Here is a 14,555-nt window from a genome sequence, read left to right as displayed (position 1 = left end):
GTGGTTCCGGTCCTGCGTACGGACCGGGGCGAGGAGGAGGCCGTCACGACGGCTCTGGCCCGGCTCCACGTCCACGGCACGGCCGTCGACTGGCAGACGGTCTTCGCCGGCCGGGGGGCGCGCCGCGTCGACCTGCCCACCTACGCCTTCCGGCACCGGCCGTACTGGCTGCTGCCCACCGACCCGCAGGACTCGGGAGCGGGGGCGGCGGACCCGACGGAGGCCGCGTTCTGGGACGTCGTCGAGAACCAGGACCTCGCCGCCCTGGCCGAACGGCTGGAGGTCACCGGGGACTCCCCCCTCAGCTCCGTCCTTCCCGCGCTGTCCCAGTGGCACCGCCGCCGGCGGGACCGGTCGGTCGTCGACACCTGGCGCTACCGCGTCACCTGGAAGCCGCTCACCCACCGGGACACCAGCGAGCCGGCCGGCACCTGGCTGATCGTCGTTCCGCAAGACACCGCAGGCCCCGCAGGCCCCGCAGACGCCGAGGGCGGGCAGGCCGCCCGCACGGCCGCCGAGGTCGTCGGTGCCCTGTCCCGCCACGGCGCCGACGTCGTACCCCTGGTCGTACGCGGCGACGCGGACCGTGCCGAACTCGCCGCCCACCTGCGCCAGGCGTACGCCGAGACGGCCCCGGCCGGCGTCCTGTCCCTGCTGGCGCTCGCCGAGGAACCCCACCCGGCCCACCCACGGCTGCCCACCGGCCTGGCCCTGACCACCCTCCTCGTCCAGGCCCTGGGCGAAGCGGAGGTGGCCGCCCCGCTCTGGTGCCTCACCAGGGGAGCGGTCACGGTCGGACGCGCGGACGCCCTGACGCGCCCGCGCCAGGCCATGGTCTGGGGACTCGGCCGCTCGGTGGCCCTGGAACACCCCGACCGCTGGGGCGGACTCGTGGACCTGCCGGGCGGCGACCTCGACGAGCGGGCGGCCCGCCGCCTGATGTCCGTACTGTCCGCACCCACCGCACCCACCGCGTCCGTCGGGGCCGCCGGCGGCGAGGACCAGATCGCGATCCGGCCGTCCGGCGTCTTCGCCCGCCGCCTGGGCCGGGCCCCCGTCGACGCCACGTCCGACACCGCACCCCGCGCCGCCGGACGGCAGCCGCGCGGCACCGTACTGATCACCGGGGGAACCGGCGCCCTCGGCGCCCACGTGGCACGCCACATGGCGCGCGGCGGCGCCGAACACATCGTGCTGGCCGGCCGGCGGGGCCCCGAAGCCCCCGGAGCCCGCGAACTCGTCGCCGAGATCGAACGGCTGGGGGCCGGGGCCACCGTCGTGGCCTGCGACGTGTCCGACCGCGAGCAGGTCGCCGACCTCCTGCGGTCGCTGCCGGAGGACCGACACCCCCTGCGGACGGTCGTCCACGCGGCCGGCACCCCGCAGTTCACCCCCACCGACACCCTGACCCCGACCGACCTGTCGGCCGTCGTCGCGGCCAAGACCGCGGGAGCGGCCCACCTCGACGAGCTGCTGGGCGACCGGCCCCTGGACGCCTTCGTCCTGTTCTCGTCGGTCGCGGCGACCTGGGGCAGCGGAAACCAGGCCGCCTACGCCGCCGCCAACGCCCACCTCGACGCACTCGCCGAGGCGCGCCGCGCCCGCGGCCTCACCGCCACGGCCGTCGCCTGGGGCCCCTGGGCCGACGGCGGCATGGCCGGAGACGACGAGGCGGAAGCGCACCTGCGCAGGCGCGGACTGCCCGCGATGTCCCCGGACCTCGCGGTCGCGGCGCTCCAGCGGGCCCTGGACCACGACGAGACCTCCGTCGTCGTCGCGGACATCGGCTGGGACCGGTTCGCCCCCGCCTTCACCGTCGCCCGGCCCGCCGCACTGTTCGCCGACCTCCCCGAGGCCCGCAAGGCGCTCGCGGCGCCCGACGGCACCCCCGGCCCCGCAGGCCCGCCCGACGGCGCCGGCCGGCCCTCCCTCACCGCCACGCTCGACGCCCTCCCGGCAGCGGAGCGCCGGCGGGTCCTCCTGGACCTCGTGCGGGCCGAGGTGGCCCAGGCCCTCGGCCACACCGGCGCGGAGGCGGTGGCCGAGGACCGGCCGTTCAAGGACCTCGGCTTCGACTCCCTCACCGGAGTCGAACTGCGCAACCGACTGGCCCGAGCCACCGGGCTGAGCCTGCCCGCCACCCTCGTCTTCGACCACCCCAACGCGACGGCCCTGGCCGCCTTCCTGGCCTCCGAACTCGCCGGCCACACGGCCGGCGCCACGTCCACCGACCACCCGCACCCGGCCGGCACCGGCCGGCCGGAGACCGACGAACCGATCGCGATCGTCGCCATGAGCTGCCGCTTCCCGGGCGGCGCCGACACGCCCGAACGGCTGTGGCGGCTGCTCGTGGACGGAGTCGACGCCGTGTCGACCTTCCCCGCCGACCGCGGATGGAACCTCGACTCCCTGTACCACCCGGACCCCGAACACCCCGGCACCACCTACGTCGACCAGGGCGCCTTCCTCTACGACGCCGGCCGCTTCGACCCGGCCTTCTTCGGGATCTCGCCGCGCGAGGCCCTCGCCATGGACCCGCAGCAGCGCCTGCTCCTGGAAGCGGCCTGGGAAGCCCTGGAACGGGCCCGCCTCGCGCCCTCCTCGCTGCGCGGCACCACCACCGGCGTGTTCATCGGCTCCGGCTACCAGGGCTACGGCGCCTCGCCGGGCGAGCTGCCCGACGGCGTCGAAGGCCATCTCCTCACCGGCGCCGCCGGCAGCGTCATGTCAGGCCGGATCGCCTACTCGCTCGGGCTGGAGGGCCCCGCGATGACCGTCGACACGGCCTGCTCGTCCTCGCTGGTCGCCCTGCACCTGGCCACGCAGGCACTGCGCCGGGGCGAATGCGCCCTGGCCCTGGTCGGAGGCGCCGCCGTGATGGCCGGACCCAACGCCTTCGTCGAGTTCAGCCGGCAGCGCGGACTGGCCGCCGACGGCCGCTGCAAGCCCTTCGCCGGCGCGGCGGACGGCACCGGATGGGGCGAGGGAGTCGGCATGCTCCTGGTCGAGCGGCTCTCCGACGCCCGGCGCAACGGCCATCCGGTCCTGGCCGTCGTACGGGGCAGCGCCGTCAACCAGGACGGTGCCTCCAACGGCCTGACCGCCCCGAATGGTCCCGCCCAACAGAGGGTCATCCGCCAGGCCCTGGCCGACGCCGGCCTGTCGACCCTGGACGTGGACGCCGTCGAGGCGCACGGCACCGGCACCGCGCTGGGCGACCCGATCGAGGCCCAGGCGCTGCTGGCCACGTACGGGCGGGACCGGCCCGCCGACCGGCCCCTGTGGCTGGGCTCGCTCAAGTCGAACATCGGCCACACCCAGGCGGCCTCCGGCGTGGCGAGCGTCATCAAGACCGTGATGGCCCTCCGGCACGGCCTGCTGCCCGCGACGCTCCACGTGGACGAACCGTCCCCGCACGTCGACTGGTCCGCCGGCGCCGTACGGCTGCTCACCGAGCCCGTGACGTGGACGGCGAACGGTCGGCCGCGTCGCGCGGCCGTCTCCTCCTTCGGCGTGAGCGGCACCAACGCCCACACCGTCATCGAGGAGGCCCCGCCGGCCCCCGCCGCCCCGGCCCCCGCCGCCCGGGACGCCGAGGAGCCGTACCTGCCCTGGGTGGTGTCCGGCAAGGACCGGGCGGCCCTGCGCGAACAGGCGGGGAACCTCCTCGCCCACACCCGGACCCACCCCGACCTCACACCGGTGGACCTCGCGTTCTCCCTCGCCGGAACCCGCACCGCCATGCCCCACCGCGCGGTCGTGCTCGGCCGGACCGTGGGAGAGCTCGTCGCCGGACTCGACGCCCTGAGCAAGGGGGAATCGGCGGCCGACCTCGTACGGGGCATCGCGGGCGCATCCGCGGGACGCACGGCGTTCCTCTTCTCGGGGCAGGGCAGTCAGCGGCTCGGGATGGGGCGGGAGTTGTACGGGGCCTTCCCCGTGTTCGCGGACGCGTTCGACGCGGTGTGCGCGTACGTCGACGCGCACCTGGATCGTCCGTTGCGCGAGGTGGTGTTCGGCGCCGACCCCGGGCTGTTGGAGCGGACGGAGTTCGCGCAGCCGGCGTTGTTCGCGGTCGAGGTGGCTCTGTTCCGCCTGTTGGAGTCGTGGGGCGTGCGCCCCGATGTCCTGGCGGGGCACTCGGTGGGGGAGTTCGCTGCCGCGTACGTGGCGGGGGTGTTGTCGCTGGAGGACGCGGCCCGTCTGGTGGCTGCGCGGGGCCGCCTGATGCAGGCGCTCCCGGAAGGCGGCGTGATGGTCGCCGTCCAGGCCTCGGAGGCGGAAGTGCGGGACCTCCTGGCCGGTTTCGAGGACCGGGCGGGGATCGCCGCCGTCAACGGGCCTTCCTCGGTGGTGGTTTCGGGCGAGGCGGACGCGGTCGCGGTCGTGGTCGGGAAGCTGTCCGCGGAGGGCCGCAAGACGAAGCCGCTCGCCGTCTCCCACGCCTTCCACTCCCCGCTCATGGAACCGATGTTGGAGGAGTTCCGGCAGATCGCGGCAGCGGTGACGTTCGGTACGCCGACGCTGCCGATCGTCTCCACGCTGACGGGTCGGATCGTCCCGGCCGAGGAGTTCGGCACCCCCGACTACTGGGTGCGCCACGTCCGCGAGGCCGTCCGCTTCGCCGACGCGGTACGGACCCTCGCCGACGAAGGCGTGGACACCTTCCTGGAGGTCGGCCCGGGGGGTGTGCTGAGCGCGCTGGCCCAAGAGAACCTGGGCGGCGACGAGGTTGTGGTTCCGGTCCTGCGTACGGACCGGGGCGAGGAGGAGGCCGTCACGACGGCTCTGGCCCGGCTCCACGTCCACGGCACGGCCGTCGACTGGCAGACCGTCTTCGCCGGCCGGGGCGCCCGCCACGTCGACCTGCCCACCTACGCCTTCCAGCGCGACCACTACTGGCTCCGGCCCGCCCCCACACCGGTCGCGGCCGGCGGTCCCGGTGACGCGACCACGGACGCGGCCGAAGCGGAGTTCTGGGAAGCCGTCGAGAGCGGCCGGACCGAGACCCTGGCCGAGCGGTTGGGGGTGGGGGCGGAGGAGTCCGCGGACTCGGTGTTCGGCGCGCTGGCCACCTGGCGGCGGGAGAGCCGTACGCGATCCACCCTGGACGACTGGCGCTACCGGGAGGTGTGGCGGCCGATGACCGAGCCGCCCTCCGGCGCGCTGTCGGGGACCTGGCTGATCGTGACCTCCGACGCCGAGGCCGCCACCCCTTACGCCCTTGCGCTGCGCGGCCGGGGCGCGGAACCCGCGGTCGTCACCGTCGTCGACCCCGCGGCCGACCGTGACACGATCGCCGGCCTCCTCCGGGAGGCGAGGGTCGGGGGCGGCGTACCCGTGGCCGGTGTCCTGTCCCTGCTGGCGTTCGACGAGCGGGCCCACCCCGTCCACGCGGGGCTGCCGGTCGGATTCACCACCACCGTCGCGTTGGTGCGCGCCCTGGGCGTGCTCGACGTGGAGGCGCCCCTGTGGTGCGTCACCCGCGGGGCCGTTTCCACGGGCGACTCCCAACCGGTCACACGACCGCTCCAGGGCCTCGTCTGGGGTCTGGGGCGGGCGGTAGCGCTGGAGGCCCCGCGCCGCTGGGGCGGTCTGGTCGACCTTCCCGCCCCCGGTACGGGGGACGAGCGGGCGCTCGCCCGGCTGGCCGACGTGCTCGGCGGATCCGGTGGGGAGGACCAGATCGCGGTGCGCGCCGCCGGCGTGTCGGTCCGCAGGCTGGCCCGCATGTCCCGTGAATCCGGCACAGGCACCGCAACCGGCAGCGGTGACGCCGGCTGGACCTCGCGCGGCACCGTACTGATCACCGGCGGTACGGGCTCGCTCGGTGGGCATGCCGCCCGCTGGCTGGCCCGCCGCGGTGCCGAGCACCTGGTCCTCACCGGCCGGCGGGGCGAAGCCGCCGAAGGCGTGCGGGAACTCGCCGCCGAGCTCAGGCTGACGGGCGCCAGGGTCACGGTCGCCGCCTGCGACGTCAGCGACCGGACGGCACTGGCCGCCCTGCTGGACGAGCTGGCCGCCGACCCCGCCCCCCTCACCGCGGTCGTGCACGCGGCGGGACTGCCCCAGTTCGCCCCGCTCGCGGACACCGGGCCCGAGGACCTGGCCGCCGTCCTCGCGGCCAAGGTGGCCGGGGCGGTCCACCTCGACGAACTGCTCGCCGACCGCGCGCTCGACGCCTTCATCCTGTTCTCGTCCGTCTCCGGAGTGTGGGGCAGCGGCAGCCAGGCGGGCTACAGCGCCGGCAATGCCTTCCTCGACGTGCTGGCCCAGCACCGCCGGGCCAGGGGACTGGCCGCGACCTCCGTCGCCTGGGGCCCCTGGGCCGAGGGCGGACTGGCCGCCGACCACGGGGCCGACGCGTACCTCCGGCGCAGTGGACTTCCCTCCATCTCACCGGAGTTGGCCGTCGCGGCCCTGCAACGCGCCATGGACCGGGACGAGACCGCCGTGGTGGTGGCCGACGTCGACTGGCCGACGTTCGCGCCCGCGTTCACGATCGGACGGCCGAGCGTGCTCCTCGGCGACCTGCCCGAGGCGCGGGCGGCACTGGCCGGCGACGGCGCGGACACCGACGGGCACCCTTCCACCGCACCCGCCGCCGCGGACCTCTCGCGGAGGCTGTCCGGGCTCTCCCGGCAGGACGGGCACGACGTCCTGCTGGACCTGGTGCGCGAGGAGGCCGCCGCGGTGCTGGGCTACCCGCGCACCGACGCGATCGAGCCCGACCGGGCCTTCCGGGAGCTCGGCTTCGACTCCCTCACCGCGGTCGAACTCCGCAACCGCGTCGGCTCCGCGACCGGACTGCGACTCCCGACGACGATGGTGTTCGACCACCCCACCCCGAGCGCCCTCACCGACCGGCTGCTCGACGACCTGCTGCCCGGACGGGACGCCACCGGCGCCGGTCCGGACGGCTCGTCCGAGGACGCCCGCGTACGCGCGGCCCTCGCGTCGATCCCGCCGTCCCGCCTGCGGGAAGCCGGGCTCCTGGACGTCCTGCTGGACCTGGCGCGACCGGCCGGCGGGGCGACGACGCACCCGCAGGACGCCCCGGACCGGGGGAGCGACCCGGACGCCGACTCCGCCATCGCGGAGATGGACCTCGACCACCTCATCGAACTGGCGCTGGGCGACAGCGAAGCCTGATCCACGGCCCTGAACACGGAGCACATGATGACCACATCGAACGACAAGATCGTTCAGGCGCTGCGGGTCTCCCTCCAGGAGACCGAACGGCTGCGCCGGCAGAACCGCAAGCTGACGGCCGACACCCGGGAACCCATCGCCGTCGTCGCGATGAGCTGCCGCTTCCCCGCAGGCGTCGCCTCGCCCGAGGACCTGTGGCGGCTGCTGGCCGAGGGCGGCGACGCGATCTCCGGCTTCCCGGCCGACCGGGGCTGGGACCTGGACGCGCTGTACGACCCCGACCCGGACCACGCGGGCACCTGCTACGTCCGCCACGGCGGATTCCTCGACGGGGTCGCCGAGTTCGACGCGGAGTTCTTCGGGATCTCCCCGCGCGAGGCACTGATGATGGATCCGCAGCAGCGCCTGCTGTTGGAGACCGCCTGGGAGGCCTTCGAGCGCGCCGGCATCGACCCGGCCGCACTGCGCGGCACCCGCACCGGAGTGTTCGCCGGCACCAACGGCCAGGACTACGCCCGATTGTCCACCTCCCCGGAGGACTTCGACGGCCACCTCGGCACGGGCAACGCCGCCGCCGTCCTCTCCGGCCGGCTGGCCTACACCTTCGGCCTGGAGGGGCCCGCCGTCACGGTCGACACGGCGTGCTCCTCGTCGCTCGTGGCCCTGCACCTCGCCGCCCAGGCGCTCCGCAAGGGCGAGTGCACCCTCGCCCTGGTCAGCGGGGTGACCGTCATGTCCACGCCGGGCGCCTTCATGGAGTTCAGCCGGCAGCGGGGACTGGCCGCCGACGGCCGCTGCAAGCCGTTCTCGGCCGCCGCCGACGGCACCGGGTGGAGCGAGGGCGTCGGCATGCTGCTCGTCGAGCGGCTCTCCGACGCCCGCCGCAACGGCCACCGCGTCCTGGCCGTGGTGCGGGGCAGCGCCATCAACCAGGACGGCGCCTCCAACGGCCTCACCGCCCCCAGCGGCCCCGCCCAGCGCAAGGTGATCCGGCAGGCCCTCACCGACGCGGGCCTCACCGGGAGCGACGTCGACGCCGTCGAGGCCCACGGCACCGGAACCGTCCTCGGCGACCCGATCGAGGCCCAGGCCCTGCTCGCCACCTACGGCCAGGACCGCCCGAACGGACGCCCCCTGCTGCTCGGCGCGCTCAAGTCGAACATCGGCCACACCCAGGCGGCGGCGGGCGTCGCCGGCGTCATCAAGATGGTGATGGCCATGCGCCACGGGGTGCTCCCCGCGACCCTGCACGCCGACGAGCCGTCGCCGCACGTGGACTGGACGTCGGGCGCCGTCCGGCTGCTCACGGAGGCCGTCGCGTGGCCGCGCGGGGAGGGGCCGCGCCGGGCCGGCGTGTCGTCGTTCGGAGTGAGCGGCACCAACGCCCACGTCGTCCTGGAAGAGCCGGCCCCCGAGACCACCCCGCAGCCGGCCGCCGAAACCCCCGCCCCCACCACCGCGTCCGCGTCCGCCGCCCCGCAGCCGCGGACACCGATCCTGTGGCCCCTGTCGGCCCGCAACCCCGGGGCGCTACCCGACCAGGCCCGGCGCCTGTTGACGTACGTACGGGAAAACCCGACGACCCCGGCCGCCGCCATCGGTCACGCGCTCGCGACGACCCGCGCGGCGCTGCCGCACCGCGCGACCGTGGCGGGAGGCGACCGTGAGGAACTCCTCGCCGGGCTGGCGGCCTTCGCCCGTCACGAGCCGACGACCGCGGTCGCCGAGGGCACGGCGGTGCGGAAGACCAAGGTCGCCTTCCTGTTCTCGGGGCAGGGGAGCCAGCGGCTCGGGATGGGGCGGGAGTTGTACGCCGCTTTCCCGGTGTTCGCGGCTGCCTTCGACGCGGTGTGCGTCGAGCTGGACCGGCACCTGGAGCAGTCCCTGAAGGAGGTGGTGTTCGGGGACGACGAGGAGTTGCTGAACCGAACCGCCTTCGCGCAGCCGGCCCTCTTCGCGGTCGAGGCGGCCTTGTTCCGGCTCGTGGAGTCGTGGGGTGTGCGGCCGGACGTGGTGGCGGGGCATTCGGTGGGTGAGTTCGCCGCCGCGCACGTGGCGGGGGTGTTGTCGATGGAGGACGCGGCCCGTCTGGTGGCCGCGCGGGGTCGTCTGATGCAGGGATTGCCGGCCGGGGGAGTGATGGTCGCCGTCCAGGCCTCGGAGGAGGAAGTACGGGACCTGCTGGCCGGTTTCGAGGACCAGGCAGGCATCGCCGCCGTCAACGGGCCTTCCTCGGTGGTGGTATCGGGCGAGGCGGACGCGGTCGCGGTCGTGGCCGGGAAGCTGTCCGCCGAGGGCCGCAAGACGAAGCCGCTCGCCGTCTCCCACGCCTTCCACTCCCCGCTCATGGACCCCATGCTCGACGCGTTCCGGGAGATCACCGAAAGGGTGGCCTTCGCCGAGCCGACCATCGCCATGGTGTCGACCGCCACCGGACGCCCGGTGACGGTCGACGAACCGGCCGAGGCCGACCACTGGGTGGGCCAGGTCCGTGCGGCGGTGCGGTTCGCGGACGCGGTACGGACCCTCGCGGACACCGGAGTGACGGCGTTCGTCGAAGTCGGCCCGGGCGGCGTACTGACCGCCGCCACCCAGGAACTCCTCGATCAGCGGGAGGCGGTGGCCGTGCCACTGCTGCGGGCGGACCGCCCCGAGGAGCCGGCCGTGGCCTCCGCGCTGGCACGGCTCCACGTCCACGGCGTCCCGATCGTCGCCCCGCAGGCCCCGTCCACCCCGTCCACCCCGTGCGATCTGCCCACCTACGCCTTCCAACGCCGCCGCTACTGGCTGGAGTCGACCGCCTTCGGCCCCCGTCCCCCCGCCCCCGCCGAGGGCGCCGACCCGACGGAAGCCGGGTTCTGGGACTCCGTGGAACGCGCCGACCTCGCGGAGTTCGCGCAACGGCTCGACCTGAGCGACGACGCCCCCCTCAGCTCGGTCCTGCCCGCGCTGTCCCTGTGGCGCCGCACCCACCGCGAGCACACCACGGCGGACCGTCGGCGCTACCGCGTCGGCTGGCGGCCCGCGCCGGCCACCGCCCCCGATCCCGCGCGCCCGGCCGGCACCTGGGCGGCGGTCGTACCCGCCCGCCTGACGGACGACCCCTGGACCGGCGCCGCGTTGGGGGCCCTGCGCGAGCACGGGGCGGACGTACGCCTCCTGCACGTCGAGCCCGGCACCGACCGGCGGGAACTCGCCGACCGGCTGCGCGCGGAGCTGAACGACGCCACCGTCGACGGAGTCCTCTCACCGGCGGCCCTCGACGCACGGCCGCACGCGGCGCACCCCGCGCTGTCCGAAGGACTCGCCGCGACCCTGACCCTGATCCAGGCCCTCGGCGACGCCGGCATCGACGCGCCCCTGTGGTCCGTGACCCGGGGCGCCGTCTCCACGGCCCCCTCCGACCCGCTCCGCGAACCCGGGCAGGCGCAGGTCTGGGCCCTCGGCCGCACCGCCGCGCTGGAGCACCCCCGACGGTGGGGCGGGCTGATCGACCTCCCCGAGGTGTTGGACGCCCGCGCCGCCCGCCGCTTCACGGCCGCGCTCACCGGCGCCCACGGGGACGAGGACCAGCTGGCCGTGCGCGCCTCCGGGACCTTCGTACGCCGCCTCCTGCGCGCCCCGTCGCACCCGGCCGCGACGCCCGCCGAGCCCCCTGCCTGGCAGCCCCGCGGCACCGTCCTGATCACCGGGGGCACCGGAGCCCTGGGCGCCCACGTCGCCCGCTGGGCGGCCGGCGCGGGCGCGGACCACCTGGTGCTGACGAGCCGACGCGGGCCCGAGGCGGCCGGAGCCGAAACCCTGCGCGCCGAACTGGAGGGCCTCGGCGCCCGGGTCACCATCGCGGCCTGCGACGTCGCGGACCGCGCCGCACTGGCCCGACTGCTCGACGACCTCCACCCGGAACACCCACTGACCGCGGTCGTGCACGCGGCCGGCGTCGGAACCCCCGGGATGCTCGCCGACACCACACCGGGCGCCTTCGCCGAGGTCCTCGCCGCCAAGACGGCGGGCGCCCACCACCTGGACGACCTGCTCGGCGACCACCCCCTGGACGCCTTCGTCCTCTTCTCGTCGATCTCCGGGGTGTGGGGCGCCGCCGGACAGGCGGCCTACGCCGTGGCCAACGCCTCCCTCGACGCCCTCGCCGAACACCGCAGGGCCCGCGGACTCACCGCCACCGCCGTGGCCTGGGGGCCGTGGGCCGGCGGCGGAATGGTCGAGGACGGCGCCGCCGAGGAGCGCCTCCACCGACGCGGCCTGCCGGCCCTCGCCCCGGAGTCGGCGATCACTGCGCTGCGCACGGCCGTCGGCCGTGACGAGACCACCGTCACCGTGGCCGACGTCGTATGGGACCGCTTCACACGCTCCTTCACGCTGCTCCGTCCGAGCCCGCTGCTGCGCGCGATCCCCGAGGCGGCCGGGGCACCCGCCGCCGAGGAGGACCGGGCGCCGGGCACGGGCGAGCCGGGCGGGTTCGCCCACCGGATCGCGACGCTGACCGGTACCGAGCGGACCCGTGCGGTCCTCGCCCTCGTACGGCGCGAGGCCGCGGCGGTCCTCGGGCACCAGGACACGGAGGCCGTCGCGGCCGACCGCGCGTTCCGCGAAGTGGGCTTCGACTCGCTGACCGCCGTCGAGCTGCGCAACCGGCTCGGCTCCGCCACCGGAGTCCACCTCCCGGCCACCCTCGTCTTCGACCACCCCTCCCCGAACGCCCTCACCGCACACCTCGTGGCCGAACTGACGGCCGCCACCGCGGGCACCTCCGCCGATCCCCTCCCGCCGCAGCGGGCCCGCCGTGCGTCCGACGGCGACGAGGACCCCATCGCCATCGTCGCCATGAGCTGCCGCTTCCCGGGCGGCGTACGTACCCCCGAGGAGCTGTGGAGCCTCGTCGCGGACGGCCGTGACGCGATCGGCGCCTTCCCCACCGACCGGGGCTGGGACCTGGAATCCCTCTACGACCCGGACCCCGACCGGCCCGGCACCACGTACACCGAGAACGGCGGCTTCCTGTACGACGTCGCCGACTTCGACCCGGGGTTCTTCGGCATCTCGCGGCGCGAGGCCCTGGCCATGGACCCCCAGCAGCGCCTGCTGTTGGAGACCTCCTGGGAGGCGTTCGAACGGGCCGGCCTCGACCCCACCGCACTGCGCGGCACCGCCACGGGCGTTTTCATCGGCTCCGGCTACCAGGACTACGCGGCACGGCTGCTGAGCGTCCCGCAGGACCTGGAGGGCTACATCGGCACCGGTAGTTCCGGCAGCGTGGTCTCGGGCCGCATCGCGTACTCCTTCGGTCTGGAGGGGCCGACGCTGACGGTCGACACGGCCTGCTCCTCCTCGCTGGTCGCCCTGCACCTCGCCGCCCAGGCCCTGCGACGCGGGGAGTGCGACCTCGCTCTGGCCGGCGGCGTGACCGTGATGTCCAGCCCCCATGCGTTCATCGAGTTCAGTCGGCAGCGCGGGCTGGCGGCGGATGGTCGGTGCAAGCCGTTCGCGGCCGCGGCGGACGGTACGGGTTGGGGCGAGGGCGCGGGTGTGCTGCTCGTGGAGCGGCTTTCGGACGCGCGCCGCAACGGGCATCAGGTGTTGGCGGTCGTACGGGGATCGGCGGTGAACCAGGACGGTGCCTCGAACGGTTTGACGGCGCCGAACGGTCCCGCGCAGCAGCGGGTGATCCGTCAGGCGCTCGCGGATGCCCGGCTGTCGGCGGCCGACGTCGACGCGGTCGAGGCCCACGGCACGGGCACGACGCTCGGTGACCCGATCGAGGCGCAGGCGCTACTGGCGACGTACGGGCAGGATCGTCCGGCGGAGCGGCCGTTGTGGTTGGGGTCGTTGAAGTCGAACATCGGACACACCCAGGCCGCCGCGGGTGTGGGCGGGATCATCAAGATGGTGCAGGCGATGCGGCACGGTGTCCTGCCGCGGACCCTGCACGTGGACGAGCCCACGCCCCACGTCGACTGGTCGGCCGGCTCCGTCGAGCTGCTGACCGGAGCCGTCGACTGGAACGCCGACGAGCGGCACGTCCGCCGTGCGGGCATCTCCTCCTTCGGCGTGAGCGGCACCAACGCCCACGTCATCATCGAGCAGCCCCCGTCCCCGTCCCCGTCCCCGAACCCGGTCCTGGCCCCGGCCCCTGGCCCGGTTCCATGGCTCGTGTCCGGTAGCGGCCCGGAAGCCCTCCGTGGGCAGGCCGAACGCCTCCTGGCGCACGTCGAGGCCCATCCCGGCCTCGAACCGGTCGACGTGGCCCTGACCCTGGCCACCTCCCGCGCCGCGCTGGAGCACCGGGCCGCCGTGGTCGGCACCCGACGGGAGGACTTCCTGCCCGCGCTGCGCGCACTGGCGAACGGCGATGCCGAAGCGACGCCCACTGCTGCGCGTGCCACCGCTTCCACGGACCGCAAGGTGGCCTGCCTCTTCTCGGGGCAGGGCAGTCAGCGGCTGGGGATGGGGCGGGAGTTGTACGGGGCCTTCCCGGTGTTCGCGGACGCGTTCGACGCGGTGTGCGCGTACGTCGACGCGCACCTGGATCGTCCGTTGCGCGAGGTGGTGTTCGGCGCCGACCCCGGGCTGTTGGAGCGGACGGAGTTCGCGCAGCCGGCGTTGTTCGCGGTCGAGGTGGCTCTGTTCCGCCTGCTGGAGTCGTGGGGCGTGCGCCCCGATGTCCTGGCGGGGCACTCGGTGGGGGAGTTCGCTGCCGCGCATGTGGCGGGGGTGTTGTCGCTGGAGGACGCGTCAGCGTTGGTGGCCGCGCGGGGCCGCCTGATGCAGGCGCTCCCGGAAGGCGGCGTGATGGTCGCCGTCCAGGCCTCGGAGGAGGAAGTACGCGACCTCCTGGCCGGTTTCGAGGACCGGGCGGGCATCGCGGCCGTCAACGGGCCCACGTCGGTGGTGATCTCGGGTGGCGACGAAGCCGTCGCGACCGTGGTCGACCGGCTTTCCTCGAGCGGCCGGAAGATGAAGGCGCTGAAGGTCTCCCACGCCTTCCACTCCCAGCTCATGGACCCCATGCTCGACGCGTTCCGGCAGATCGCGGCAGCGGTGACGTTCGGTACGCCGACGCTGCCGATCGTCTCCACGCTGACGGGTCGGATCGTCCCGGCCGAGGAGTTCGGCACCCCCGACTACTGGGTGCGGCACGTCCGCGAGGCCGTTCGTTTCGCCGACGCGGTACGGACCCTCGCCGACGAAGGGGTGGACACGTTCCTGGAGGTCGGCCCGGGGGGTGTGCTGAGCGCGCTGGCCCAAGAGAACCTGGGCGGCGACGAGGTTGTGGTTCCGGTCCTGCGTACGGACCGGGGCGAGGAGGAGGCCGTCACGACGGCTCTGGCCCGGCTCCACGTCCACGGCACGGCCGTCGACTGGCAGACGGTCTTCGCCGGCCGGGG

2 protein-coding genes are annotated in these 14,555 nt (G+C 75.0%); both read left to right on the top strand.

The window, feature by feature from the left end; genetic code table 11:
• Positions 1-7,152, top strand: a 7,152-nt coding sequence (locus AB0D01_RS38770; RefSeq protein WP_363063955.1) for a type I polyketide synthase, incomplete at its 5' end; no start/stop codon positions are given.
• Positions 7,153-7,179: 27 nt separating this feature from the next.
• A partial coding sequence (locus AB0D01_RS38765; protein ID WP_363063953.1) for a type I polyketide synthase occupies positions 7,180-14,555 on the top strand: 7,376 nt, incomplete at its 3' end.

Origin of the sequence: Streptomyces sp. NPDC048606 (assembly GCF_040650855.1) — a bacterium.
In the GTDB taxonomy this organism is placed as follows: domain Bacteria; phylum Actinomycetota; class Actinomycetes; order Streptomycetales; family Streptomycetaceae; genus Streptomyces.
This window is presented reverse-complemented; position numbering and strand designations above follow the sequence as displayed.